This is a genomic window from Streptomyces sp. 150FB (assembly GCF_000818195.1).
Lineage (GTDB): Bacteria > Actinomycetota > Actinomycetes > Streptomycetales > Streptomycetaceae > Streptomyces.
Genome location: NZ_JTHL01000001.1, coordinates 9,188,621 through 9,215,178, shown reverse-complemented (window position 1 = coordinate 9,215,178; position 26,558 = coordinate 9,188,621). Strand labels below are relative to the sequence as shown.

At 69.3% G+C, this 26,558-nt stretch carries 22 protein-coding genes; 7 read left to right on the top strand and 15 right to left on the bottom strand.

Features of this window, described 5'->3' with window-relative positions; translation table 11 throughout:
* Window positions 1-19: 19 nt before the first annotated feature.
* From QR77_RS39475 to QR77_RS39445, 7 genes are all read right to left on the bottom strand, one after another.
* The gene (locus QR77_RS39475; protein WP_040026726.1) at window positions 20-907 is read right to left on the bottom strand and encodes a carbohydrate ABC transporter permease; all 888 of its coding nucleotides are present in this window, start codon (window positions 905-907) and stop codon (window positions 20-22) included.
* 14 nt (window positions 908-921) lie between these two features.
* Window positions 922-1,932: a sugar ABC transporter permease gene (locus tag QR77_RS39470; RefSeq protein WP_040026725.1), complete on the bottom strand. Its 1,011-nt coding sequence runs from the start codon at window positions 1,930-1,932 to the stop codon at window positions 922-924.
* Window positions 1,933-1,945: 13 nt separating this feature from the next.
* Complete coding sequence (locus tag QR77_RS39465) at window positions 1,946-3,409, bottom strand: extracellular solute-binding protein (protein WP_040026724.1); 1,464 nt, start codon at window positions 3,407-3,409, stop codon at window positions 1,946-1,948.
* Window positions 3,410-4,112: 703 nt separating this feature from the next.
* Window positions 4,113-5,144 carry a LacI family DNA-binding transcriptional regulator gene (locus tag QR77_RS39460; protein ID WP_040026722.1) on the bottom strand — a complete coding sequence of 344 codons (1,032 nt, stop codon included), beginning with the start codon at window positions 5,142-5,144 and terminating at the stop codon, window positions 4,113-4,115.
* Between the two features lie 308 nt (window positions 5,145-5,452).
* Window positions 5,453-6,709: a cellulase family glycosylhydrolase gene (locus QR77_RS39455; RefSeq protein ID WP_052489439.1), complete on the bottom strand. Its 1,257-nt coding sequence runs from the start codon at window positions 6,707-6,709 to the stop codon at window positions 5,453-5,455.
* Between the two features lie 191 nt (window positions 6,710-6,900).
* Window positions 6,901-7,893, bottom strand: a complete 993-nt coding sequence (locus tag QR77_RS39450) for a LacI family DNA-binding transcriptional regulator (protein ID WP_052489438.1) — start codon at window positions 7,891-7,893, stop codon at window positions 6,901-6,903.
* Window positions 7,890-9,212, bottom strand: a complete 1,323-nt coding sequence (locus QR77_RS39445; RefSeq protein ID WP_040026721.1) for a Gfo/Idh/MocA family oxidoreductase — start codon at window positions 9,210-9,212, stop codon at window positions 7,890-7,892. The genes QR77_RS39450 and QR77_RS39445 overlap by 4 nt, the downstream gene beginning before the upstream one ends.
* A gap of 535 nt (window positions 9,213-9,747) precedes the next feature.
* Between QR77_RS39445 and QR77_RS39440 the strand changes: the two genes are divergently transcribed.
* Complete coding sequence (locus QR77_RS39440; RefSeq protein ID WP_150130513.1) at window positions 9,748-10,155, top strand: hypothetical protein; 408 nt, start codon at window positions 9,748-9,750, stop codon at window positions 10,153-10,155.
* Here QR77_RS39440 and QR77_RS39435 read toward each other — a convergent pair.
* On the bottom strand, window positions 10,107-10,961 hold the full coding sequence (locus QR77_RS39435; protein ID WP_040026719.1) for a phytanoyl-CoA dioxygenase family protein: 855 nt from the start codon (window positions 10,959-10,961) through the stop codon (window positions 10,107-10,109). The two genes, QR77_RS39440 and QR77_RS39435, sit on opposite strands and share 49 nt — an antisense overlap.
* Before the next feature lie 71 nt (window positions 10,962-11,032).
* On the opposite strand from QR77_RS39435, the gene QR77_RS42660 reads away from it, so the two are divergent.
* Complete coding sequence (locus QR77_RS42660; RefSeq protein ID WP_052489437.1) at window positions 11,033-11,899, top strand: AraC family transcriptional regulator; 867 nt, start codon at window positions 11,033-11,035, stop codon at window positions 11,897-11,899.
* Between the two features lie 25 nt (window positions 11,900-11,924).
* On the opposite strand, the gene QR77_RS39425 is transcribed toward QR77_RS42660, so the two are convergent.
* On the bottom strand, window positions 11,925-12,785 hold the full coding sequence (locus QR77_RS39425) for an AraC family transcriptional regulator (RefSeq protein ID WP_052489436.1): 861 nt from the start codon (window positions 12,783-12,785) through the stop codon (window positions 11,925-11,927).
* A gap of 151 nt (window positions 12,786-12,936) precedes the next feature.
* Between QR77_RS39425 and QR77_RS39420 the strand changes: the two genes are divergently transcribed.
* Window positions 12,937-13,773, top strand: a complete 837-nt coding sequence (locus tag QR77_RS39420) for a phytanoyl-CoA dioxygenase family protein (protein ID WP_040026718.1) — start codon at window positions 12,937-12,939, stop codon at window positions 13,771-13,773.
* Between the two features lie 3 nt (window positions 13,774-13,776).
* On the opposite strand, the gene QR77_RS39415 is transcribed toward QR77_RS39420, so the two are convergent.
* Window positions 13,777-14,688, bottom strand: a complete 912-nt coding sequence (locus QR77_RS39415) for an SDR family oxidoreductase (RefSeq protein WP_040026717.1) — start codon at window positions 14,686-14,688, stop codon at window positions 13,777-13,779.
* A gap of 204 nt (window positions 14,689-14,892) precedes the next feature.
* Between QR77_RS39415 and QR77_RS39410 the strand changes: the two genes are divergently transcribed.
* Window positions 14,893-15,501 carry a TetR family transcriptional regulator gene (locus tag QR77_RS39410; protein ID WP_040026716.1) on the top strand — a complete coding sequence of 203 codons (609 nt, stop codon included), beginning with the start codon at window positions 14,893-14,895 and terminating at the stop codon, window positions 15,499-15,501.
* Window positions 15,502-15,616: 115 nt separating this feature from the next.
* On the opposite strand, the gene QR77_RS42655 is transcribed toward QR77_RS39410, so the two are convergent.
* From QR77_RS42655 to QR77_RS39390, 4 genes are all read right to left on the bottom strand, one after another.
* Window positions 15,617-18,289, bottom strand: a complete 2,673-nt coding sequence (locus tag QR77_RS42655) for a NosD domain-containing protein (protein ID WP_150130512.1) — start codon at window positions 18,287-18,289, stop codon at window positions 15,617-15,619.
* Between the two features lie 409 nt (window positions 18,290-18,698).
* On the bottom strand, window positions 18,699-20,903 hold the full coding sequence (locus tag QR77_RS39400) for a beta-L-arabinofuranosidase domain-containing protein (protein WP_078877680.1): 2,205 nt from the start codon (window positions 20,901-20,903) through the stop codon (window positions 18,699-18,701).
* Between the two features lie 423 nt (window positions 20,904-21,326).
* Complete coding sequence (locus QR77_RS39395) at window positions 21,327-22,217, bottom strand: class I SAM-dependent methyltransferase (protein ID WP_040026715.1); 891 nt, start codon at window positions 22,215-22,217, stop codon at window positions 21,327-21,329.
* Window positions 22,218-22,355: 138 nt separating this feature from the next.
* Entirely contained in the window at window positions 22,356-22,949 is a 594-nt protein-coding gene (locus QR77_RS39390) for an XRE family transcriptional regulator (RefSeq protein WP_040026714.1), read from the bottom strand.
* Window positions 22,950-23,043: 94 nt separating this feature from the next.
* Here QR77_RS39390 and QR77_RS39385 point away from each other — a divergent pair, with 94 nt between their 5' ends.
* The 3 genes from QR77_RS39385 to QR77_RS39375 all read left to right on the top strand — a co-directional run bounded on the left by QR77_RS39385 (window position 23,044) and on the right by QR77_RS39375 (window position 26,219).
* Window positions 23,044-24,063: an NAD(P)/FAD-dependent oxidoreductase gene (locus QR77_RS39385; protein WP_040026713.1), complete on the top strand. Its 1,020-nt coding sequence runs from the start codon at window positions 23,044-23,046 to the stop codon at window positions 24,061-24,063.
* Window positions 24,064-24,166: 103 nt separating this feature from the next.
* Entirely contained in the window at window positions 24,167-24,517 is a 351-nt protein-coding gene (locus QR77_RS39380) for a DUF488 family protein (RefSeq protein ID WP_040026712.1), read from the top strand.
* 244 nt (window positions 24,518-24,761) lie between these two features.
* Window positions 24,762-26,219 (top strand): multicopper oxidase domain-containing protein, encoded by a 1,458-nt coding sequence (locus QR77_RS39375; RefSeq protein ID WP_040026711.1) that lies wholly within the window; start codon window positions 24,762-24,764, stop codon window positions 26,217-26,219.
* 53 nt (window positions 26,220-26,272) lie between these two features.
* Here QR77_RS39375 and QR77_RS39370 read toward each other — a convergent pair.
* Window positions 26,273-26,558, bottom strand: a 286-nt coding sequence (locus QR77_RS39370) for a GNAT family N-acetyltransferase (protein ID WP_040026710.1), incomplete at its 5' end; no start/stop codon positions are given.

Here is a 26,558-nt window from a genome sequence, read left to right as displayed (position 1 = left end):
GTCCGGCCGCGCCGTCCGGCTATCCCTTCACGGCGCCGGCCAGGCCGTTGACGAAGTAGCGCTGGAGCAGCAGGAATATCACCACGATCGGTACCAGCGAGATCACCGAGCCCGCGCAGAGGAACGTCCAGTCGGTGGAGTTCTGGCCCACGAAGGAGTACATCCCCACCGGGAGCGTGCGGAGTTCGGGCTTGGAGAGGGTGAAGACCAGCGGGATGAAGAAGCTGTTCCAGGCGCTGATGCAGGTGAACAGGCCGACGGTGGCGAGCATCGGTCCCGACAGCGGCAGCATCACCCGCCAGAAGGTCTGGTGGAAGCTGGCGCCGTCGACCTTGGCCGCGTCCTCGATCTGCCTGTCTATCGTGGAGAAGTAGCCCATGAACAGGAAGGTCGCGAAGACCAGGCCGCTGGAGGCCTGCACGATGATCACCGCCCACACCGTGTTGAGCAGGTGCAGCCCGCGCACGATGTCGAAGATCGGAATGATCGTGTAGCCGTGCGGCAGGAACAGCGTCACCGAGATCAGTCCGATGACGGCCTTGCGCCCGGGGAAGTTGGTGCGGGCGAGGACGTAGCCGGCCATGGAGGTGGCGAGCAGCACCAGGACCACCGATCCGCCGGCGACCAGCACGGTGTTGACGAAGTAGCGCCCGAAGGACGCCTGCTGCCAGGCGCTGCTGTAGTTGCCGGCGTGCACGCCGTCCGGGAGGGGGTTCAGTCCCTTGGAGAAGAAGCCGTCGGGGCTCTTCAGGGAGCTGCCCAGGGTCCACAGGAACGGGAACAGCCACAGCAGGCCGCCGCCGAGCAGCACCAGATGGGTGAGGGACCGGCCGGCGGTACGGCCCGCGCGTGCCCGGCGTCGCGCGGATGTACTGCGGCGTCGGTCGTCGGAGACCAGGACTGCCATGTCGCCGCCTCCTTTCAGGCGCGCCCGGTGGCGCGGCGCTTGGCGATGGAGCGGAAGATGAGCACCTGCATCACCGAGAAGCCGATGAGCAGCAGGCCGTAGAAGAAGGAGGACGCCGAGGCCAGTCCGACGTTGGGCTCGGTGGCCGTGGCCTGGTTGCCGCCGAAGGCCAGGTGGTAGATGTAGGTGTTGACCACCTCGGTACCGAAGTACGGGCCGCCGCCGGTGAGCACCTGCACCAGGTCGAAGATCTGGAAGGAGCCGATGAAGGCCAGGATGACGATCATCAGGCCGACCGGGCGCAGCAGCGGCACCGTGATGCGGGTGAAGGTGCGTACCCGGCCCGCGCCGTCGATCTTCGCGGCCTCGTAGACCTCCTCGGGGATGGTCTGGAGTCCGGCGAGGAAGTAGACGAGGTTGTAGCCGAGGGTCTGCCAGACGCCGACCAGGATGATGATTCCCAGTGCGACGTGGGGGTTGCCCAGCCAGTCGACGGGCCGGCTGATCAGGTCGGCGTCCAGCAGCCAGCCGTTCAGGATGTCACCGAAGTTGGACAGCATGAGCTGGACGATGATGCCGACGACGGCGGGCGAGGTGACCACCGGCAGGAAGAACAGCGTGCGGTAGAAGCTGGAGAAGCGCAGCTTCTTGTTGTTGAGGGTGAGCGCCAGCACGAGCGCGATCAGCAGTTGGATCGGCACCATCACGATCGCGTAGACGAAGGTGTGGCCGACCGCCCGCCAGAAGATCGAGTCGTGCGCGACCTGGCGGAAGTTGTCGAGGCCGACGAAGTCGCCGGGTGAGCCGATGCCGTTCCAGCGGTAGAAGGCGTAGCCGAGCGATCCGAAGATCGGGTAGATGACGAACGTCAGCAGCAGCACCAGCAGCGGTGCGAGGTACAGGTAGCTCCACCTGTGGGCTTTGAGCCGTTGCCACAGCCCGGTCCTGGGCGGTGTCGGCGTGGGGGCCGCCGCCCCTGGCCCGCTGAGTGGCGGGGTCGGGGCGGCGGTTTCGAGGAGTTGCACACGAACCTCCGAGTCAGGCCGGCTTGTTCTGGTAGGGCTTGGTGGGGTCCCAGTCCTTGAACACCCAGTCGGCCAGGCTGACCTTGGCTCCCTTGGCCTGGGCCTGCTTGATGCCGTCGGCGAGGGCCTTGTTGCGGCGGTCCTCCAGGGCTGTCAGGGCCGAGCCCATGTCCCCCAGTTGGCCGGTGTAGAGGCCGACGAGGACGTCGGGCAGGTCAGGGGTGACGGCCGGGATGACGACCTTGGACGCGTCGGGGTTGCGGATCGCCGGGACGGGCATGGGCAGCGCGTAACGGCGCATGTCGATGTACGCCTGGAACTGCTCTGAGGCGACCTTGGCGTTCTTGTTCGCCTCGGGGAAGATCGACAGGCCTTGCCCGGCCTCCACCCAGCGCTGGCCGGCCGCCGGGCTGTGCAGCCAGTCGAACCAGGCCCAGGACTCGGCGGAGACCTTGGTGCTCTTGGACAGTGCCCACACGCGGCCGCCGGGCAGGTAGTAGAAGAACGCCTTGGGGTTGGCCGTCGGCGAGGGCAGCGTGGTCAGGCTGTAGTCCTTGAACCCGTGCTCGGTCCAGGTCGACTGGTTCCACACACCGCCGACGATCATGCCGAACTTGCCGCGCTCGAAGAACGCCCGCGCCTGTTCGTCGCCGATGGACATCGAGGACGGGTAGATGTAGCCCTTCTTCTTCCACTCCAGCAGCAGTTCGATGAAGTCCGCGTAGTTGCGGTCGGAGCCGAAGGTCCACTTGCCGACCCGGTAGTCGGGCAGGTCCACCCCGTAGCCGGCGGGCGAGCCGGCGCCGCGGACGAACAGCTCCACCCACCACGGCAGCGACACGTTCGGGACGTTGCCGAAGCCGAAGCCGTACGCCTTGCCGCCGGTCTTCCTGGTGATGGCCTCGGCGGCGGCGGTGACGTCGTCCCAGGTCTTGGGGAGCTTGACCGTGCCGTCGGGGTTGGTGATACCGGCCTGCTTGAACAGGCCGTTGTGGATGTACAGCTGGAGCCAGGGGCTGTTGCCGCCGAAGGGCGCGCTGTAGGTCTTGCCCTCGACCATGTCCACGCCGTTGTAGAAGTTGCCGGCGGGGAACTTCGCCTGCCACTGCGGGGTGGCGTAGTCGTCGAGCGTGCGCAGCCAGCCGTCGGCGACCTGCTGTTCAAGGGCCGGCGACTTGGGGATCATCAGCATGTCGGGGGCGGTGTTGCCGCGGAACGCGAGGTTGATCAGGTCCGGGTACTTGTCGCTGACCTGGACCGTGCGGTTGATCCTGATCTTCGGATGCGCCTTCTGGAACAGGGCGATCTCCTGCTTGAGCCACGGCTCCTGGCTGACGTACCAGTCCCAGTGGTTGATCGTCTTGGTGCCGGGAGGCACGGAGGGCGACGAGGAGCAGCCGGTCAGCGCGGAGGTCAGGGCGGTGCCGCCGAGGGCGGCGGAGGCGGTCAGGAAGCCGCGTCTGCTGAGGGGAGACATGAGGGCTCTACGCTCCGTTCGTGAGTGATGCGTCGTCGAGGAGGAGGTCGCCGGTGCCGACGGCAGAGTTGACCCACCACTCGGCCTCGCTGAAGGTCTTGTCGTGAAAGTCGAAGGGCACGGCGGAGAGACTCGCCGGCCGGGCCCGGCCGCCGTTCGAGACGGTGGCGGAGGCGAGCGGGACGGATTCGGGGGTGCCGTCGGCGTACGACAGCTTGACCTTGATCCGCGCGGTGGTGCCGGCACCCGGCGCCGGGCCGAGGCGGTACCGGCCGGGGAGGCCGGGGGTGCGGTGGGTGCCCCAAGGGGCGGTGGTGCCGGACGCGTTGGTCCGTCACTGCGTGGTCACTACGTCGTGCCGGAGCCGGCCGTCGGGCTTGAGGGGGCGCTCGGCTTCAGGCCATTGACGGGCAGCACCTGGTACTGCGGGGCCGGGTCGCCCATGGTCTCGACCGGGTGAGCGGCGGCGCGGGTGGTGCCCGGACCGCCCGGAAACCCAGGTCGGCGACAACAAGTGCGGCGGGAATGGCGAGCGTCTTTCTCGCCCGGGCTTTGTGTGGCGGTATTCGGTGTCTCCAGGAATGCCTCATGACGACTGCTCTTCCGGGTATGGGTGGGCACGGTGCTTTCCCGCTCCGTGCTGCGGCTCCACCGGGGTGAGGCGGTGCGAATGAATGAGCTTGCCCAGGGAATTAAGGGCGCTTCAACGATCGGCCGGAACGGACGTCGTGCTGTCCCGGACGATCAGTTCTGTGGGAAGGACGACGCGCTGTGACTCCTCGTCGGATTCGACCCCGTCGAGAGCGGTCATGAGAATGCGGGCGGCCTGCCGTCCCATGTCGACGAAGGGCTGGCGGACCGTGGTGAGCGCCGGGCGCACATGGGCTGCCGCGTCGATGTCGTTGAACCCGACCACCGACACGTCCTGCGGGACCCGCACTCCGGCCCGTACCAGCTCGTCCAGCACGGTGAAGGCCGCGGAGTCGTGGTACGCGAACAGCGCGGTGGGACGGCGGTCCGCGGGCAGTGCCATCAGCTCCCGGGTGCGGCTGCGGATCAGCGCCTCCGCGAAGTCGGTCTCGGCCTCCAGTTCGGGATCGGGCTCCAGGCCGGCCTCACGCAGGGCCTCCCGCAGCCCGCTGCGCCGCTCCTGGACGTACGGGTGGTCGAGCGGCCCCAGGATGCCCGCGATCCTGCGGTGCCCGAGCTCCAGCAGATGGCGGCCCACGAGCAGGCCGCCGGTGTAGTTGTCGGCGCCGACCGAGGGCAGTGCGTTGACCGCGCCGAGGGTGTTGATGAGGACCAGCGGCAGGCCGCCCGCGTGCAGGTCGACCAGCCGGTCCAGCGGCTGTTGGTCGTGCGTCACCACGATGAGACCGGCGCACAGGCCCGAACTCATGACCCGGTCGATGGCGCCGCCGTAGTCCCGCTCGTTGGTACTGGTGAACAGGACCATCTCGTACTTGGTGTCCTCGACGACCTTGGCCACGCCGTAGTTGATGTTCGCCATGAAGCGCCAGGTCAGACCCGGCACGATCATTCCGATAAGACCGGTGTTCCCTTTGGCCAGTGCGGTGGCGGCGAAACTCGGCACGTAGTTGTGCTCGCGCATCACGGCGATCACCCGGCGGCGGGTCTCCGGATCCACCTTGGGGCTGTTGTTGAGCACCAGGGAGACGGTGGACTTCGAAAGGCCGGAGAGCCGGGCTATGTCGCGAATGGTGAGCTTGGCCATGCCGTTCCTCTTTCTGTTGGACTGGTCCAACGCCACGCTGTCAGAGAGGCGTTGGACCGTTCCAGCGCTGGTTGTGGAACTTACTTTTGGAACGGTCCAACGTCAACGCATCGGACAAAGAAAGTCCGTTGGATCAGTTGAGGGCGGCCCGGGAGGGCGGAGAGTCACCAGTCCGAACGGACGGAGGGCCCCAACTCCACGGTGCCGTCCGGGCGTCCGCCAGGAGGCGCCCCATGTACCCCGTCGCGACGGGGTACATGGGGCGCCACGTGGGGCGACGGAGAGCGAGGCCCTGGAAGGGGATCAGGTCACTGCCACTGGGAGTACACGGCGTTCCGCGCCGCGTTGAGGGTGCCGTCGGCGTTCAGCGCGCCGAGCCCCTGGGTGTCCCAGACGTACCAGGTGATGCCGACGCCCTTCTCGGTGCCGGAGAACGTGGGCCCGCCATTGGCACCCTGCTGGCCGTTGACGTACGAGGTGAGGGTGTCGGCCCAGGCCGCGTCGCGCGTGCTGTCCATCGCGGCGCCGGCCTCGCCGATCCACACCGGGGCGATGTCCTGGGACACCAGATAGCCCCACACCGCGTTCATGCGCTGGACGGCCGCGGTGCCGCTGTCCGGGTCGGTGTGGCCGACCGAGTACGGGTACTCGTGGACCGAGTAGACGACGCGTGACCGTCCGCCGTTGGCCCCGGAGAGTACGACCGGGTGGGCGGCGACCCCGGTGAGGTCGCCTTCGAAGGCCTTGACGCCCGCGCCGCCGGCGAAGGAGCCGCCGTAGTTCTGCGGGCCCTCGCAGATGATGAGCACCCCGGGGTCGATGGACTCCAGTGCGTTGCCGACGTCTGTGTACATGGCGTGGATGTCGGTGACGCCGCCGTCTCCCCAGGTGCTCTCGCCGGGGTACGCGAGCGGCTCGTTGTCGATGTCGAAGCCGATGACGGTGGGGTTGCCCTTGTACCGGGTGGCGATCTGCTTCCAGTCGGCGAGGAACGACGCCTGGGTGACGGTGCCGGGGGTGCCGCAGCCGTCCGTGCCGTCGGTGCCGGGGCCGCTGTCGTACCAGAGCCCGTTGCCCTGCTGCGCCAGGCAGTTGCCGTTGCCGGCGGCGCCCTCGTCGTTGTGGTGGTTCAGGATGACCTTGAGGAGGTTGGCCTTGGCGGCGGCGACCACCGCGTCGAGGCCCGCGACGTAGTTCGCGGCATTGGCGTCGTGCAGGCTGGCGTCGCTCCAGGCGAGGGTGACGGTGTTGAATCCGGCGGCGCGGATGGCCCGCATGTTGGCGTCCAGGCCGACGAACGGGGTGTCCTGGTTGACGATCTCGTTCTGGTCGAGGCGGGAGTTTCCGTGCAGGGCCACGGAGGAGATGCGTACCTGCTTGCCCGTGGAGTCGACGATCTGGCTGCCGTTCGTGCCCAGATAGCCGTTCCCCAGCAGTGCCGCGGCGGCCTGCGGTGCCGCCTGCGGCTGCGCGGGGGCGGGTTGGGCCTGGGCGGCGGTGCCGGCGCCGGTCGCCGCGAGCAGTACCGCGGCGGCGATGGCGACGGCCTTGGCTGTGTGTTTCATGGACCATTCCTCCTTCTCGGTCCGCCGGGACGGCGGACCGTTCAGTGGGTGGGTGCCGAAGGGGTCCTGGGCGTGGGAACGCGGGACCCCGGGGAGGGCGCGCAGGGCGGGATGACCCGTGCGGGCGCGCGCAGGGTAAGGGGGAAAGCGGTACGGGGCGGTCGCGGGCCCGCGACCGCGCGGGCGCCCGGTCAGGCGGCCGGGCCGCCCGGGTGCGCGGTGGAGGACCGGACCACGAGACTGGTCGCCAGCGCGGCGTGCCGCGGCTCGCCGTCGGGGTCGTCGATCCGCCGCAGCAGCAGGTCGACTCCCCTGGTGCTCATCAGGTCGAGCGGGATGTGCAGCGCGGTGAGCGCCGGGTGGATGGCGCGCGCCATGAACGTGTCGTCGACCGTCACCAGGCTGAAGTCGCCCGGGATGGAACGGCCTTGGCGGGCCAGGCCGCCGGCGACGCCGTGCGCCACCATCTCGTTGTGCGCGATGACCGCGGTCGCACCGCTGACGGGCACCAGGTCGGCGGCCGCCACGCCGTTGTCGAAGGTGAGGTCGAACGGGCCGAGTTGCTCGACCAGTTCGACCCCGTGCTCGTCGCAGGCCTCCCGCACCGGTTGCCGGTGACCCGCCGTACGGGCGGTGCGGGTGCCGTTGACGTAGACGATCCGGCGGTGGCCCAGGGCCGCCAGGTGCCGGACCACGTGCCGCATGCCGGTGCCGAGTTCCGCGTAGGCGCTGTCGGTCTCCGCGAGCCGGGCCCCGATCAGCGCCACCGGGCCGGCCCGGGCCAGCGCGCGCACCATGTCGTCGGTCATACGCGGGCCGGCGAGCAGCAGGCCGTCGGTCTGCCGGGCCATCGCCTGCGCCAGTTCGAAGCCGTCGCCGGGGTCGTCGCCGACGTCGGCCAGGAACAGCGCGTGGTCCTTGGCGCGCGCCCGGTGCTGCACGGCCTTGACGATCTCCGCGTAGTACGGGTTCGCCACGTCCGGCACGAGCAGCCCCAACGTACGGGTACGGCCCCGGGCGAGCGAGCTGGCCGCCCTGTTGGGTGTGAAGTCCAGCCGCCGGGCGACGGCGAGCACCCGCTCGCGGGTGTCGGCCCGTACCGTGTCCGGCAGGCTGAAGACACGCGAGACAGTGGATGCGGACACCCCCGCCTCGCGTGCCACGTCCGCCATGGTGGCGGTCACTTGACGCGCACCACGTCGTCGATGTCCACGACCTCACCCCGGCTGAAGGCGGTGTTGGCGGCCAGGCCGACGGCCAGCGCGAGCGCGCCGTCCGCGGCCGTAGCGGTCTGCGCGCCGCCCTCCGCGCCACCCGTTCCGCCGTCGAACAGCGCGTGCAGCATCCGGGCGTCCCCGCCGCCGTGTCCGGCGTGGTCGAACTCCGGGATCTCGACCTCGCGCGGCGGCTGCCACAGCGGGCGTACCAGGATGCGGGCGCCGCCTGCGTTCTCCATCTCGGTGTCTCCGTGCACGTTCCCCTTGGCGGACGTGACCTTCGCCTGGGGCCGCTGCCACGCGCTCTCCTCGACCTCCAGCTCAAGCCGGCCACGGGTGCCGTTGAACATCACCCGGTAGCCCTCCCAAGGCGAGTAGGCGGTGAGGTGGTACGACATGGACGCACCCGAGTCGTAACGTACCAGGACCGCCATGTCGTCCTCGATCGTGATGCCGTCGCCGAAGACGTTGCGGTCGCGGAAGTAGCCGTCCTCGTGTTCGGCGTCCAAATACAGGGCGCGCAGGCCTTCGTTGTCCTCCAGGTGCAGGGCGAAGGGGTCGTCCAGCGCGGCGGACGAGCCGTGCGCGCGCTCGTAGTCGCGGCGGTAGCCGGTGCGCTCGCCGTTCTCCCGGCCGTAGAAGGCGAGCCTGCCGAGACCGAAGACGCGCTGCGGGCGGGCGCCGAGCCACCAGTTGACCAGGTCGAAATGGTGGCCGGCCTTGTGCACCATCAGGCCGCCGCTGTTGGCCCGCTCCCGGTGCCAGCGGCGGAAGTAGTCCGCGCCGTGGCGCACGTCGAGCATCCACTCGAAGTGCACCGAGACGAGGTCGCCGATGGCACCCTGCCGCAACTGGGCATGGACCAGCTCGTGCACGGGGTTGAAGCGGTAGTTGAAGGCCACCGACAGGTCGCCGCCGGTCTCGTCGACCGCGGCCAGGATGCGACGGCAGCGCTCGGCGTCGGTGGTCAGGGGCTTCTCGGTGACGACACGGCAGCCGGCGCGCAGCGCGGCGACGATGTAGCCGTCGTGCAGAGCGTCGATGGTGGTGACGACCACGGTGTCGACGCGTTCGGCGCGGAGCATCTCGGTGAAGCGGTCCGGCCGGTACGTGATGGCCGGCGGCCGCCCGGCGGCGGCGAGCAGCCGGTTGTGGTGCGCCATGCGCTGTTGGTTCGGGTCGCAGAACGCGACGACCTCGATGTGCTCGCGGCGGGCGAGACCTTCGGTGAACTGCTGAGCGCGGCTTCCGGTACCAACGATGGCGGCGCGTGCGTGGACAGTCATCGCTCACCTCCTTTTCTGCAATCCTGCACGCGCTTGCAGAACAGTGTCAAGCCGTCGGTCAGGGCTTCCTGAAGGGCTTTGGGTGCGAGGCTGTAGACGAATCGCATGCTTCATGCGCAGCATTGAGAGCGCATTCACCGATGGGCGCGGCTCGCCCGGAGTCGGCGACGACCGACGGTCCAGGGCTCGTTCGCGCCATGTGCGCCCGCTTCTGCTCCGACTTCGGCTTCCAGGCCCCGCCCACCTGGGCGACGCTGGACCGCTGGATCCCGCGCCATCGCCTCCGCGATCGAGCACTTCCGCTCCTGGTGGCCGCGGACCGCCGGAGCCATCGTCCGGCAGCTCAACGACTGCTGGCCGGTCACGTCCTGGTCCGCCGTCGACGGCGACGGTCGGCCCAAACCCCTGTGGTACGCCCTGCGCCAGGCGCCCGCCCCGCGGCTGCTGACGGTCCAGCCGCGCGACGGGCGCGCCGCACGCCGAACGGCAGTCCTTCGACGGCGATGCGCGGGACGCGGCCGATGTCGCGCTGGACGTGCCGCCCCGCTCGGTGGCGCGGCTGGAGCTGCCCGGCTCGCTGCTGGAGCCCGGCGAGCCGAAACGGGAGGTCTTCGTGGCGGCGGGCGCCGACACCCGGGTCGTCCACTGTTTCCTGGAGGACCCGGAACTGGCCTGCGCCCCTGACGCCTGGACGGCACACGCCACCGCCGTGGAGGGCGGCTACCGGGTCGACGTGCACGCGTCCTCGTTCACCCGCGACCTGGCGCTGCTCGCCGACCGGCTGGCGCCCGACGCGGAGACCGACGAGATGCTGGTCACCCTCCTCGCCGGGGACCCGCTGGTTCCTGGTCCGCACCACGGTGTACGCGTCGGCGCTGAACCCCGGCCGGGGTGTCACGGGGCCGGCGGCCACAGGCGGGGGCACACCGCGGGATCGGCATAGTCAGGGGTGCCGTCGGGGCGTGCGGTCAGCCGGTCGTTGTGGTGGGTGGCGGGGTCCCCGTCGGGGTTGCGGGCGGCGACGTGGTGGTTGTCGCCGGGTTGCAGGTGGATGGCGAGCGACCGGCGCGGCTCGCCGCTGGTGTTGGGGCCGCTCCCGTGGATGGTCCGGCAATGGTGGAAGCTGACCTGCCCCCGGCCGAGCGTGGCGGTGACCAGGCGCAGGTCGCGCCGGGCCGCGTAACGCTCGATGGTGGACAGGTCCTGGTCGAAGAAGTCCAGGTCGGCCCGGGCGTCCCAGCGGTGGCTTCCGGCGACGAACATCACCGGGCCGTGGCTCTCGGTGATGTCGTGGAACGGCACCCAGGCGGTCAGCATCTCCTGGCTGGAGCAGCCGAGCCAGTAGCGCCGGTCGGTGTGCCAGCCGACGTTGACCTGCCGGTCGGAGCCGCTGGGCTTGTACAGCAACTGGTCGTGCCACAGCCGTATCTCGTCCGCTCCGGCCAGCCGGGCGGCGCAGCCCGCGATCACCGACTGCCGTACCAGCAGGGCCAGTTCGTCGACCCGCAGCGAGGCGCCGTCGTTCTTGCGCAGAACGTCGCCGTCCGCGGGGCGCCAGCCCCGGAACACCCCCTCCGGGTCGCGGGCGATCTCGCGGTCCACGTCGCCGGCGTGGTGGCGGCGCATGCCTCGCTCGGCGGCGTCCAGTATGTCGTCGGGGAGGATCGGAGGGGAGATCCAGTACCCGTTCTCCCGGTAGAAGGCCACGTCCTCGTCGGTCGGCAGCGCGGTGAGCGTGTCGTTCGTCATGGCCGAGACGCTACGGCCAACTCCCCTGCCGGGGCGTGCGGGTGACCCGGGCGGATGTACATAATCCTCGGATGTCCATCGACCGTCCGACCGGGCTCAGCGCGGGCTTCCACGCCCATCTGCGGCACGCCGGGGTGCCCGGGCTGCGGCACGCCGGCGACCAGCACGCCCCCACCAGTTGGGTGATCCGCACACACACCCACGACGCCTGGGAGCTGTATCTGCAACTGGCGGACCCGCCGACCCGGTGGACCGTGGCGGACCGGACGTGGGAGGTGCCCGCGCGCGGCCTGCTGGCGGTGCCTCCGGAGGTGCCGCACGCGATGGCGGCCGCCAGCACAGCCCCGTACCACTTCCACTTCGCCGCGCTGGCGCCCGCGGAGCTCGTACCGCCGGAGGAACTGCACCCGGTGTGGCGGCAGCGCCGGCCGTTCGTCGTCGCCGACGCAGGTTCGATGGTCGCCCCCTTCGCGCTGTTCCTGCGGGAGGTGACCACGTATCAGCCGCTGCGCGCGGCGGGCCTGGCGTACTCCGCGGCACTGCTGATCACCGAGGCGTCCCGGCTGGCCGACGGCCGGCGGCCGGGCCGCCCGCTGGCGCTGCACCCGGCGCTCGCCACGGCCAAGCGCCTGATCGAGGACCGCCTCGCCGACGGCCTGACGGTCGTCGAGCTGGCCGCCGCGGCGCACCTCTCGCCGTCCCACCTGGCCGAGCTGTTCCGCGCCGAGACGGGTGAGACGCCCGGCCGGTACCGGACCCGGCTGCGTACGGAGCGCGCCCGGCTGCTGCTCGCCGAGACCGACCTGCCGATCACCACCCTCGCCGCGGACCTCGGCTACTCCTCGTCCCAGCACTTCGCCACGGCCTTCCGCCGCGAGACCGGCACCACACCGTCCCGCTACCGCGCCCAGGTCATCGGCGGGGCGGCGCAGGTGTGAAGGACGCACATGTGAGGGACGCGCCTCACACGGTGGTGCCGGGCTGCTGGTGCGCGGCGCGGTACCCGGTCGGGCGCAGGCCCTTCAACTCGCGGAAGCGGCGGTTGAAGTTGGACAGGTTGCGGTAGCCCGCGCGCGCGGCGACCTCCGTCACCGGCAGCGACGTGCCGGTCAGCAGGGAGCAGGCGGTCTCCACGCGGAGCTGGTTGACGTAGTCGGTGAGGGTACGGCCCATGGCGGCGCGGAAGAAGCGGCTGAAGGACGTCGGCGACATGTGCACCAGGGCGGCCACGTCCTCCTGGCGCACCGGTTCGGTGTGCGTCTGCTGGAGGTGACGGCACACCGCGTCGATACGGTCGCGCGTGGCGTTACTGGGCGCCGGGGCGTAGCCGGGGCCGGTGATCGGGGTGGCCGAACCGTCGGCGGCCAGGCGGCGCAGCACGTCCAGGACCGCCACCGTCTGGGCGGCGGGCTCCAGATGGGGCAGCCCGGTCAGCACCGCCCGCGCGTCCTCGCCGACGCCGCCGAAGCGCAGGCCCCGGGCTGACCGGGCCAGCAGGCCGTCGATGCCGCGGAACTGGGGCAGCTCGAAGAACCCCGGGCCGAGGAAGTCGTGCCGGAACTGCGTCACCGCCGCCTCGGCCATTCCCTCGTACGGCTCGGAGGTGAAGGTGTGCGGCAGATCGGGCCCGAGCAGGACCAGGTCGCCGGGTCGGTAGCGCTCGACGGTGGTACCCACATAGCGGGTGCCCTCCCCCTCGGCGATGAGGGTGAGTTCGTACTCCCTGTGGTAGTGCCAGCCGAAGCCGAAGGCTCGCTCACGGCGGATATAGCTGAGGAAGGTGGTGCCGTCGAGCGTACGTGGCTGCTCGTAACGGGGCTTCACACGGGCCAGCCTAGGCCCGGCGGCCTGGCCGTTCGGATAAGCGGCAACTGCGTACCAGAAGTGGGCAACGGCAGCGTGGCGCCACCGCTGACGCGCTGGGACGGTGGAGTCGGCAACCCGCCCGTCCCTCTCCTGTCTGGAGTCGTCCGACATGACCGTGATACCGGAAACGCAGACCGACGAACTCGACGTCCCCTACCCCGGCCTGCCCGCGACAGCCGCCGCCGACTTCGCGCGCGACGGATTCGCGCACCTGACCGGCGTGCTGTCCCCCGGGACGATCGCCCGGTACGAGCCGGTGATCACCTCCGAGGTGATCCGGCTGAACACCCAGCACCTCCCGCTGGCCGAACGCGACACGTACGGCCGGGCGTTCCTCCAGGTGTCGAACCTGTGGCGGGAGAACGAGACGGTCAGGCGACTGGTGTTCTCGCGCCGGCTGGCCGGCATCGCGGCCCGGCTGCTGGGCGTGCACGCGGTCCGCCTCTACCACGACCAGGCCCTGTACAAGGAGCCCAGCGGCGGAATCACTCCCTGGCACGCCGACCAGTACTACTGGCCGCTGTCCTCCGACCGCTGCCTGACGATCTGGCTGCCGCTCCAGGAAACCCCCCTCGACATGGGCCCGTTGGCCTTCGCGCGCGGCAGCCACAACTTCGCCCACGGCCGCGACCTGCCCATCTCCGACGAGTCCGAGGACAGGCTGAAGCAGGCCGTCGTCGAGCAGGGGTTCGAGGACATCGTGCGGCCTTTCGCACTCGGCGACGCCAGCTTCCACCGCGGCTGGACCTTCCACCACGCCGGCCCGAACCGCGGGCGTGTGCCGCGCCGGGTGATGACCGTCATCTACATGGATGCCGACATCCGCGTGACCGAGCCCGCCAACGCACCCCAGATACGGGACCGGGACTGGATGCCCGGCGCCGGGGTCGGCGAGATCCCCGACACCCCACTGAACCCGGTGCTGTACGACGGCCGGACCTCCTGACGGTCAGGAGGCCGGCCTGGCCAAGTAGTCGCCGTGCTCCAGGTCATCGAGCAGTGTCGGGCGGGTGGGCGACCAGCCGAGCAACTCCTGTGTGTGAGCGCTGGATACGGGCGCGTCGAAGCCGTAGACCCTGGCCATGAACGGGCTGACGTAGTGCCCGGCGGCCTGGTCGGGTGTCAGCGAGACGGTCGGCAGGTCCAGGCCCCGGGCGATCGTCTGCGCGATGTTCTTCATCGTGACGCCGCTTTCGGCCACTCCGTGCAGCACACTGCCCGCAGGAGCCTTCTCCAGTGCCAGGCGGAACAGGACCGCGGCGTCAAGCCGGTGAACCGCGGGCCAGCGGTTGGTGCCGTCGCCCACGTAGGCCGAGACGCCGGTCTTTCGCGCGGTGGCGATGAGCATGGTGATGAAGCCATGGTCTTCGGGGCCGTGGACGGTGGGAGCGAGCCGGATCACGCTCGCCCGTACTCCCCGGGCGGCGAAGTCCAGACAAGCTCGCTCGCCCGCGATACGGAAGGCGGCTATCCCGGCCGTGTCGGGCTCGTCGTTCTCGGTGGTCTCCCGGCCGGCAGGCATGACCAGGGTGCCCGAGGTGACGACGAGCGGCTTGCCCGAGTGTTCCAACGGCTGCCCGAGGACCTCGATCGCGGTCCGGTCGCGCCTCATCATGTCGTCGAGGTCGGAGAAGTCACCGCCGTAAGCCATATGCAGGACGCCGTCGGCGGCTTCGGCGCCGCGGCGCAGGCTGGCGTGGTCGTCCAGGGAGCCGCGATGCGATGCGGCGCCCAGTGACTCCAGCCGGGCGGCGGCGGCATCCGAGCGAGCCAGAGCAGTGACCTGGTGGCCTGCCGCGACGAGCTCTGCGACAACGGCGGGGCCTGTTTGGCCAGAACCGCCAGTGACAAAAATATGCATGAAACGCCCTCTCCGTGAGTGTGCGCACCGCGGCCGCCACTGGGTCATCGGTCCGGTGAAATCCGGTGAACGGACCGCTGCCCACCAACGACGACACGTGACGCCAGCGACTGGCACTAAGTAGCGCCAGTCACTGACTTTACGTAGCGCCAGTCACTGGCGTCAAGCAGTGTCAGTCGCTGGCGTATGCGGTATCTTCGAGGGGTGCCACGAAGCGGAGCAGAAGCGCGCCGCCGCCTTCAGCAGGCAGCCCTGGAGCTGTACCGGGAGCGCGGATTCGACCAGACCACCACGGCTGAGATCGCCGCCCGGGCAGGCCTCAACGAGCGCACGTTCTTCCGGCACTTCCCGGACAAGCGCGAGGTGCTCTTCGACGGCGAAGCCGGCCTCCGTGCGGCGCTGACGCAGGAGGTCGCCGACGCCCCCGATGATCTGCCGCCACTCGGCGTACTGTTGTGGGCCTTCCGGAGAGCCGGACGAATCCTTGAGGACAACCGCCCGTTCTCCGAGCCACGGCTGGCGCTCATCGCCCAGACTCCGGCGCTCCGGGAACGCGACCTGGCCAAGGCCGCATCCCTCACCGAAGCGGTGGCGGAGGCACTACGTCAGCGCGATGTCCCCGACCGGCTGGCCGGCCTGGCCGCACAGACCGGCTGGGCCACCTTCCACCACGCGGCCCAAGCCTGGATCGACGACCCCTCACAGAGCTTGGACGCGCATCTCCTCCAGGCCTTCGACGATCTGCACGCCCTCTCCGCGACCCGTCCCACCCACCGGCGCGGGCGCGGCCTGAAGGCTGATACCCCGATGTAGCTGCCGTCCCGCACCACTGTGCCTGGCACCCCCGTGGAGGAGGGTGCCAGGCACAGTGGTGGCAAGGGGGCGAGTTCTGTCGGTCAGTGGTGCGCCGAGGCCGGTTCGTTCGCCGTCACACGGTGAATCCGTCGAGGGTGCTGTACTGACCGGACAGCTTGGTCACCACGACGGTGTGTGTGCCCGAGGAGAGTCGGCCCGAGGTGTACACCGCGACGTTCGCGTGTCGTACGCCGTCGCTCGGCAGTGTGCTGACGACCTGTTGCGCTCCGCCGTCGACGCTGACGCCGATGTTTCCCTGGTCGGTGTTCTGCTCGCCGTACACCGTGACGGTGGTGCCGGTGAAGGTGAGCGACGCGGTCGACCCGCTGGCCGTCGCGTAGTGGACGTCGTTCTGGTAGTCGCCGTACGAGCGGCCGCCCGCGTACGTGAACCCGCTGTAGGCGACTCTGCTGTCGTCGTCGTTGACCCGGATCGATCCAGGGACCTGCGGAGTGACCGAGATCTGCCCGGCCGTGGTGCCGGCCGGAACCGGGACGATCATGAATCCGCTGGACAGGTGGGTCACATTGCTGACCGGGGTGCTGCCGATGTACACCGGCGTTGACGGGCCGAAGCCCTCGCCGGCGACGAGGACCTGCGTCGCGCCGGCCGTGGGCGACACGTAGAAGATGCTCGCGGGGACGGAGAGGACCGGCGTGAAGGAGCCGGAGCCCGCGCCCGCGGCCTTCAGCAGGGCGTTGGGGAGGTCGGTCGGCTTGGGGGTCGCCGGGATGGTCGTGTTCCCGCTCGCGTGTGTGTCGACGGGCTGGGCACACGGGTACGACTGGATGCCGGCGGAGAAGTAGTTGCCGGTGATCCAGAAGTGGCCCGTCGGGCTGCAGCCGCCCTGTGCGCTGCCGCCTGCTCCGAATGCGACGTTCCCCTGCCAGTTGACCCATTCCGAGCCGGCGTCGTCGTAGTAGGTGAAGTTGGTCGACGGGCCGTGGTAGGCGATGTTGCCGGTGACCTGAAGGCCCTTGGCCAGGGTCTGCACCGGGTCGATCGTCTTCCCGTCCGCCTGGTACACGTACTGCGCCTGGTGTCCCTCGACGTAGATGGCGCCGCCGTCACTCCGGACGGACAGGTAGTCGTGGAAGATGTTGTCGCTGATGGTGTTCGAGCTGTTGATGTTCGTGCTGTTCTGCGGGGTGCTCGCCTGGTCGACGTGTCCCTGGACGACTCCGGCCGTGATGCCGGTGTAGGGCAGGTCGTAGAGGTTGTTCCGGGTGATGGTCGTGTGCTGCGAGAACAGCAGGGTGATGCCGCTGGCCGAGGAGTAGTCCGTACCGATGTGGTGGATGACGTTGTCCGCCACGGTGGTGCCGGTCAGGATTTCGTTGGTACCGATCGCAGCGCGTTCAGTTGCCCCGTTGGAAGTGCAGTTCTGGCTGATCCCCGCGGCTTCGGACGGGTCGGTCGGCAGCGGGTCGTAGGTGCAGCCGAGGAGGATCGCGGTGGAGGCGATGTCGGTGAACTCGTTGCCCTGGATGAGGGTGTTGGCCGCTCCGTACATCACGTTCAGTCCGGCGCCGCCGAGTTCGGCGAACCGGTTGCCGGTGAGGGTGATGTTCTTGGAAGCGGTGAACGAGACGTTCGCCAGGGGCTGGGTCAGCGATCCCCAGGGGCAGCTTCCCGCAGGGGTGGAGAACGTGCACATGCCCTGGTTGTTCGCGCCGGTCATCCGGAGGTTGCTCTGCACGTCGGCGAACCCGGCGCTCGTGGAGGGAGCGTTCCAGGTGGCGAACGAGAACTGAAGACCGCTGAGGGTGATGTCGTGCACGGGCGCGTCGAGCGTACCGGCGCCCTGGACCAGCGACTCCAGGTGCGGCAGTTCCACGTCGAGGGCGGACATCTGCTGGCCCGCGGAAGGCTTGTAGTACAGCGTGCCGCCGGCGCCGTCCAGGAACCACTGCCCGGAACCGATCAGAGTCCGCGCGTTCTCGATGAGCGCGGGCATCGTGTTGGTGGACATGGACGGCAGGCCACCGCTGCCTTGTGCGAAGGACGCCCGGGCGGTCACATCGGTCCAGCACGGCTGGCTCATCTTCAGCGTGCCGGCCGCGGCGGAGAAGCTCGCCACTCGGCATCTCGACTCGGTCCAGGGCCCGTTGCCACCGGGGTAGTCGAACTCGACTCCCGCCACCTGGCTCGCGGTCAGCGAGCCGAACCACGCCATCGCCGCCTGGTCGCCGGAGATCGTGTAGCCCGTCGACGAGCCGGTCCACGAGCCCCGGAATCCCAGGCTCGCCGGGGTCGCCTGCGCCATCGGGGCCTCATGGCCGCCGACGTACAACTGGCGGCTGTCGCTGGTCCTGGGTACCGGAGCGGACCACACCCCGCTCGATCCGACCTGCGTCCATCCGGTGACCTGCGAGGCCCCCGAGATCACCGGACGCGCCCCTGGCGCGGACTTCCACACCACAGGGTGGCCCGGCGTGCCCGAGTCCGCCGTGCCGAGGGACCAGGTCTTCGACAAGCGGTACACACCGTCGGCCAGCAGCACGCTGACGTCCGCGGAACCGTTGGCGGCGAGTTGGGTACGAACCGCGCTCTGGGCCCCGGACAGAGAACACGGGGACGAGGAGGAACAGGTCGAACCCGCCCCGGACGGCGACGCGTAGAGCGTCACCGAGGGTGCGGCTGCGGCGGATTGAACTACGGGCGCCGCCAGAACCAGACCGAGGACTGCCGCGATCGGGCCGGCGCGGCGCAGCAGCCTCCGCGTGATCGAACCTTGTGGTGACACGGGTGGGTCCTTCCCTTGTACGGACGAGCTGCTTCTGATTGACCGGAGGGAGGGCGTGGGGGAGGCCGGGCAGCGCGAATCCTCATCAAGGGCGTACCGGCGTCGAGGGCCCTGGGGCCCTCGGCGCCGGCCCGGGTGTCAACGGACGAACGGGTAGGCGAGCGGTGGAGTCGCCTGCACTGCCTGGCCGCCCCTGCGCTTACATCCGATGTTTGGTGAATCCTCGGCCTGCCCGTGTTCCCTGTCAAGGGTCTGCGCACAGCGCCTCGACTGCCCGTAGCGCAGATTCATCGGGTGTCTTGGCTGCCGGGCACCGGTCCCGGGTGCCTGCTCGTAAGACGCGTACGGGGCCCAGCACCGGCGTCGCGGCGTCGCCACGCACCAGGCCGGCGCCCCGCGCCGCGCCTTCCTACGCCGGGAGGTCCGCGCGGGTCGCTGCCACCACGAGGGCCTGACGCTCCTGGCGGCTGAGTTCGCCCGCGCCGAACCGTTCCGAGGAGACGTCGGCGACCGCGCGGATGAAGGCCGCCCGGTGCGCGAACGGCCCCTGGTCCCACACCTCGTCGAGGAACGTCCGGCCGTCGCGTCCGGCACGGTTCGCCACGCCGGTGTCCGTCGAGCCGAAGACGACCTCAGGTTCCGCGCGCCGGTAGTACATGTGGTAATTCGCGGTGGTGTTCAGGTAGAACGGCACCAGCGTCAGGCCGTTGGCGGTGAACGTCATGGGCGTCGCCCCTGGCCGTACGGCCCGGCTGAGGTCGCGGCTGAGCGGATAGTCCCGGTAGAGCGTCAGGTTCTGGTAGCTCGTCGCTGAGCTCTCGATCACCAGGGGGACGGGACCGTAGGCGATGCTCTGCGTCGCGGGGTCGTCCAGGGCCCGCTCGATGCGCAGAGTGAACGGGGCGGCGATCTCGACGGTGTCACCGGTCCGCCAGCGCCGGCTCAGCGTGACGTACGTGCCGGGAGTGGCCTTCACCTTCTGCACCACGCCGTTGAGCCGCACCGTGAAACCGCGCTCGACCCAGTACGGCACTCGCAGTTTGAGGTCCAGGGCAGCGCTGCCGGTCACCGTCAGGGTGCTCGTACCGGCCGGGTCCGTGGGGTAGTTCGTGGACTGGGTGATGCTCAGCCCCCTCTCCGGCCAGTCCAGTGTGGACGGGAGGTAGAGGTTGACGTAGAGGGCCGTTGCGTCGACGGAGCTGAAGTAGACGGAGTCCTGGAACTTCGCGTGTGACTCGAGGCCGGTGCCGCCGCAACAGGTACCCATGTTCCCGTACGCACGCCGCGCGCCGGGATTCACCGGCACGAAGTAGGTCAGCAGCGGGTCGTCGTCACTGTCGGCGTTCTTGCGTGAGGACAGGATCTGCCCGTAGAGGGCCCGCTCGTAGTACTGCATGTACTTGGGATCGGCCGTGTGGAAGAACAGGCTCCGGCTGAGCTTGAGCATGTTGTAGACGCAGCAGGTCTCCGCGTTGTCCTTCTGTATGGTCTCGGCGATGACGTCCCGGGCCCCGAAGATCTCCCCGGATCCCGCCATGCCTCCGTCGGCGTAGGTGCGGTGCGGCACCACCATGTCCCAGAAGTTCTTGGCGGCGGTGAAGTACCGCCGCTCACCGGTCCGTTCGAAGATCTCCAGGTAGCCCTGGTACTGCGGGATGTGCTGGTTGGCGTGCTCCCCGTCGATGGTGTCCTGGCCCGCGACCGCCGCCTCGAAGAGATACGTGTTGTCGAAGCATTTGGCGGTCGTCAGATAGTCCTCGTTGCCGGTGAGCGCGTGGAGATCGGCCATCACCACCGGCATCGCGTTGTATTCGCCCGCGATGTAGATCTTCCACATCCGGTCGAGCTGCGTACGGGGCAGGTGTCCGAGCCTGCTGTGGGCCCAGTCGGCCATGCCGAGCACGATGCTCAACGCCTGCTGGTTTCCCGCGTGTTCGTAGGCGTCGAGCAGCCCCCTCATGATCATGTGACACGTGTACCAAGGTGCCCAGATCGTCGGGTAGGTGGCGTACTGCTCCAACTGGATGAACTGCGCCTCGGGATACGCGGCCAGATAGCCGGCGTGACTGGGCGCGGCGGGATCGCCCTGGCCGACTGTCGCGTTCAGCGCTTCCTGGCACTCTCCGAGGGCGGTGACCAGGTAGTCGGTCTTGGTTTTGTAGGCGGCGGTGCCGGTGCCGGCGTAGGCCAGGGCCAGGGCGCTGAGGAAGTGCCCTGCGTAGTGGCCGCGAAGGTTGCCGTCGGCGGTCTCCCAGCCGCCCGGCGGGCGAGCGCCGAGGGTGTCCAGTCCGGCGTTGATACGGAAGACAGCGAGCATCCGGTCGGCAGGGTATTCGTGCAGGAAGTTCAGCACGCGGTCACGGTTCACCGTGAACAGGCTGGGCGCGAGGGCCACTTGCTCGTTCGCGAACGGCTTGACGGTCCAGGCGGCAGGGACGGGGAGGGCCGGACCGGAGGCGTGACCGGTCGCCGCCGCGACCGAGTTGCCGGTGGCCGCACCGCCTGCCGTGGCCGCTTGCGCAGGTGACGCAAGGGAAGCCGCTGTCTGGAACGCCGGGATGGCGGTGGCCAGTGCGACCAGTCGCAAGGCGTCGCGCCGTGAGAGTTCTGCCATTCTGATCTCCTTCTTGATCACGAAGGGACACCGCCCGCGAGGAGCCTGGCCGCGTTACGACCGTCCGGCGGGCAGGCTCCGACCCGCACCCGCACCCACCGGAGCCCGGATCGGCTGCTGAACGAGTACGCGGTCCTCGACCGGTACGTCTGTCCGGGCGCGGCACCCTCGCCGAGGAGGGAGGCGGCGCCCGCCGCACATGCGCTCCAACTGCCGTGAGAGGTAGGGCGACTGCCCGCACCGTTCGATATTTCGTCACTCGTTCGAGATGCTGAGTGCCAGTATGGAGACGGTTCCCGAGGTGTCAATGGGCCGGATCTGACCCTCTGCGCGCCGTGTTGCCTGTGGGAGTCGCCGCCAGTACAGCGGGGCTGACCACAATCCCTTGGGGCAGGCGCTCCGGCCGTGTGGACGACGCCCTGCTCAGGTGCGTCGCGCCGCCCATACGGTGCGCTCGGTCCGTACCGTCAGGTCGTCGCGGCGCAGAATGCTGTGAGGGCCCTCGGTGTTCAGCAACTGGTCGAGGGCGGCCAGGTCTTCGACCGTCAGCGCCTCCGTGACACTGCCACGCAGGCGGCGCAGGCTGCTGAGTGCGTAGCGGCCGACCGCCTCGGTGTGGGGCGGGCCGAGGTTCACTGTGATGGTGCGTTCGCCCTCGACGGTGAAGCCGGCGGCGGTCAGTTTGGGTCCCCAGTCGGCGCCCCGGTGGGGCACGTGCTCGGCGTGGTGATGGTCGAGTGCGGCGTGGCAGCGTTCCTCGAGGCCGGGCCGGTCCGCTGGAGCGTCAGCCGGCAGGAATCGCGGGAAGCCCGCCAGTTCGACGAGGGCGAACAGCCCGCCTGGCGTGAGCGTCTCGTGGATCTGTCGCAGAGTGCGGTCGGGGTCGGCCATGTGGTGCATGGAAGCCGACGCCCACACGAGATCGGGCCTGCCGAGTTCGGGCCAGGCCGTGTCGAGGTCGGCCTGAACGGTGTGCACGCGGCCGGCCGGCCCTTGCGACTCGGCCTTCTCAAGCAGGCGGCGAAGATGGCTGGTTGAGGAATCGACGGCGGTCACCTCGGCCTCCGGGAAGCGCTTGAGCAGGGTGAGAGTGCCGGCTCCGGTCCCGCAGCCCAGATCCACGATGTGACGAGGGGTGGCTCTGACGGGCAGCCATGCGGTGATGGCGGCGTTGTGCTCGGCGAGCACTTCCGCGTCCAGGTCGAGGATCTCCGCCTGCCCATCGGTGTCGTGCTGCTGTCCGTGCTGGTGGATCGTAGGTGCACCTTGGTCGTGCGCTGCGTGCGGGGATGCGTGCGGGGATGCGTGTGTCATGGCACCCACGCTAAGAGGATCATGGGCTTGCGGCAGCGTCGCTTTCGGAATGGGCAAGGCAATGGCCGCGTGGACTGCTGAATCAGCAAGCGGCTCGCGACCTGCGGCGAGGAGAGACGGCCGCGCACGGCGCTCGTATCACTGCGACGGCCCGGCGGCGTCCCCTGCGCTCTCGCCGCTTTGGTGCCCGCGGCGGGCGTCGCGGTCGAAGATCCCCAGGATCTCGCACGGGCCGCCCTCGGCGCCGATGGCGTGCGGAAGCATGGTGGGGAACTCCGCGGCCTGATTGGTCTCCACGCGAAAGCGGCGGTTGCCCAGCAGCAGGGCCGCGGTGCCGGAGAGGACAACGAGCCACTCACGGCCGGGATGGGCACGCATACGCGCCGGGTTGTCGGGCGGGGGTTCCGTCATCCGCTGACGCACGACCGTCATGCCCGGGTCCGCCCGTACGGGCCACCGCATCAACTGGTGGGCCGCATCGATCACCGGACTGGAGATCACTTCGTCCGCGGCTGTCTCGACGAGCTGATCGATCGAGGTGTCCAGGGCACGGGCGAGGGTGGCGAGCTGATCCAGAGCCAGCCGGCGCCGGCCGGTCTCGATCCGGCTGAGCGTGGAGGGACTGAGCCGGGCTCGGGCGGCCAGCTCGTCGAGAGACCAGCCCTGGGCCACCCGAAGAGCGCGGATCCGCTTGCGTACCAGGCTGTCCAGCTCGCCATCTTCTTGCGTCATAGGCAATATTATATGCCCCTTGCGCAAAGCGTGCTTACTGTGAACGCACAAGGGCCCGCTCAGGGCTCACTCACCGCAAGGAAAGGCCTCACGCATGTCTATGAGAACTGCTGAGTACGCGACTGAGTACGCGACCGACGAGCTGCCCCGTGAGACCGTCGACGGCGTGGTGATCGGCGGGGGTGCCGCGGGGTTGAACGGCGCGCTGATGCTCGCGCGCTCCCGCCGCTCGGTCGTCGTGATCGACAGCGGCACGCCCCGCAACGCACCCGCCGAGGGTGTGCACGGCCTGCTCGGCCTGGAGGGCATCGCGCCGGCGGAACTGCTGCGCCGCGGACGGGAGGAAGTACGCCGTTATGGCGGCCGGATCGTGGCCGGCGAGGTGACCGCCGCTGTCCCGGCCAGCCCGACCGCCGAGGGTGATCCGCGCTTTGCCGTGACTGTGGCCGACGGCAGCGTTCTGCGGGCGCGTCGGCTGTTGGTCGCCACCGGGTTGCGTGACGTACTGCCCGACGTTCCTGGGCTGGCGCAGCACTGGGGGCACGGCGTGGTCCACTGCCCGTACTGCCACGGCTGGGAGGTACGCGACGAAGCCATCGGGATCCTGGCGGTGGGCCCTGCCTCCATCCACCACGCGCTGCTGTTCCGGCAACTGACCGACGACCTGGTCTACTTCACTCGCGGCACCGACCTGGACCAGGACACCCGCGCGCGCTTCGCCGCGCGCGGCATCCGCGTCGTGGACACCCCCGTCGCCGCGGTCGAGTCCACCGAGGACGGCGGCATCGCGGGCGTACGGCTGACCGACGGTCAGGTGGTTCCCCGCCGGATCCTCGCGGTCGCGACCACGGTGCGGGCCCGCACCGACGGCGTCGCCGGCCTGGATCTACCGATGCTGGACCTGCCGGGCGGCATGGGCAGCCACTTCGCGACCGGCACGGCGGGCACCACGTCCGTTCGGGGTGTGTGGGTGGCGGGGAACGCGACTGACCTGACCGCCCAGGTCGGAGCCTCCGCCGCCGCCGGCGCCCTGGCCGGAGCGCGCATCAACGCCGACCTGACGAGCGCCGACACCGACGCGGCTCTCGCCGTCGCGCAGTTGCTGTGCTCTTGAGCCCTGCGCAACAAGCGTTCAGGACCGAACCCGATTGCGGCGCCGTCATTTCTTCGGCGTCTCGAAACGAGCGTCGTCTCTCGCGGAATGCCATGATGATCCCGTGCCTTATCTCATCAAACGAGTCTACGATGACCCGGTCCCCGAAGACGGGCTGAGGATTCTTGTCGACCGTCTCTGGCCCAGAGGCGTATCCAAGGAACGCGCCGCCCTTGATGTGTGGCTGAAGGACATCGCGCCGAGCGCCGATCTGCGCCACTGGTTCTCGCATCGCCCTGACCGCTTTGCCGAGTTCTCTCGCCGTTATGTCGCCGAGCTGCACGCCAATCCGGCAGTTGATGAACTGCGCCGCCTCGCCGACGAGAACGAGACAGTCACCTTGCTCTACAGCACCAAGAACCGTGCCCTCAGCCACGCCCCCGTCCTCGTGGAATTCATGGAATCACCTTCCTGACGCCCAGGCACCTCCACCTTGTCGCCCGGAACCTCGGGCAACTGAGCGCAGTAACCCGGTCCACCCTGCGCCAATCGGGGGAAGGGCCGGGTGCGGGAACGTGTCGTTCGGTGGAAGCGATGGGCTGCTCGCCATGCTGAACGACATTTAGCCGTTTACGAGTAGGGGTGAATCCGTGGACTCATCACGCGGTATCAGCAGGCGTGCGCTACTGGCGTCGGTTCCCGTCCTGGCCGGAGGCGTAATGCTCGCTCCCGGAGCGTCGGCGGCGCCCCGGCCATTCCGTCAACCTCCGCTGATCCGCTCGGCGAACGGTGTCCTGTCGACCACCTTGCGGGTCGCGTTCACCCGTGGCGTACTCCCCGGGGTCGGCAACGTCAATCTTCGGCTCTACAACGGGCACGTCAACGGGCCGACGCTGCGAGTGCGTCCGGGCGATCTGCTCGACCTTGAGCACATCAACAATCTGCCGCCCAACCCTGATCAGGATTCTCACGGCGATCACAACATTCCGCACAAGTTCAATTCGTTCAATCTGCACACCCATGGACTGCACGTGTCGCCCGTCGGGAACGCGGACAACGTCTTCCGTGAGTTCGCCCCCTACGATCCTGCCAACGGCCTGACCACCAGGAGCTACCGCAGCCGGATCGAGATTCCCTCCGACCACCAGGGCGGTACGTTCTGGTACCACCCGCATGTGCACGGATCAGCCGCCGTGCAACTCTCCAGCGGTCTGCTGGGCGCACTGATCGTGGAAGGCGCGATCGACCGGGTTCCGGAGATCGCGGCCGCGAGCGACATCGTGATGTGTGTCGGTGAGCTCAAGATCTCCAACGGGAAGGTACCCGAGCTGCGCGCCGAGGAAGACCTCAGCGCGGTCAAGTCGACGTTCGTCATGAACGGCAACTACCAGCCGGTGATGCGGTTGCGCGTGGGCGAGGTGCAGCGCTGGCGGCTGGTCAACGCGTCCGCGTTCACCGCCCTGCCGATCGAGGTGGAGGGACACACCCTGCACCAGATCGCCATGGACGGCGTCGCCTTCACCCGGACCGTCGAGCGTGACCGGGTCACCCTGTCGATGGGCAACCGCGCCGACGTCATGATCAGGGCGCAGCGCCCGGGCAACTACCGCATCATGGCGGGCGACACCTTGCTGGCGACCATGACCGTGCAGTCCGGCGCCGGAGTACGGATGGACCTGCCCACCGATCTGCCGGGTCCCGCCCCGTTCATCGACCCGCGCGAAGTGACCCGGCGTCGCTCCCTGACCTTCCACAGCGACACGGATGCCTTCCCCGGGCAGCCCTTCAGCCATGCGTTCCGGATCACCGGTGACGGTGCGACGCCGGCCACCCGTGACCCGGCCGACCCGGCGGATCCGACCTACGGCCGGTTCGACCCGACGTACGTCAACCACACCCTCCGGCTCGGCGAGACGGAGGAATGGACGCTCCACAACGACTCGACCGGCCACGCCAACCATCCGTTTCACCTGCACACCAACCACTTTCTGGTCACCGCCGTCGACGGCCGCCCCCTCGACACCCCGGTCTGGCAGGACACCGTCGGCATCAACAAGGCGGGCTCAGTGACCATGCGAGTCCGCTTCAAGGACTTCGCCGGGCGGGCTCTCGTCCATTGCCATCAGCTCCAGCACGAGGACCGGGGAATGATGCAGCTCATCGAATACGTCGGATGAGGGGCGCCAATCGGTGACGCACGCGGTGATCAGCCTGGACAGGGTGTACGAGCTCAACCGGACGGAGCGGCCGGGGACCACACGCCGAACCATTGCTCGGCGCCGTACTCCTCGAACCGCTCCACCTCGGTGAACCCCAGCTTCGCCGCGAGCCGCATCGCGCGGTCGTTGGCGGTCTGGGTGCAGAGCACCAGCGGCTCGCCGGGACGCGTGTCGGCGAACCAGTCGAGTGCCGCCGCGCACGCCTCCGCGGCGTACCCGCGTCCCCAGGCCTCCGGCAGGAACAGGTAGCCGAGTTCGGCCTCCCCGGCATCCGGACGGACGTGCCCCGGGCGCTCC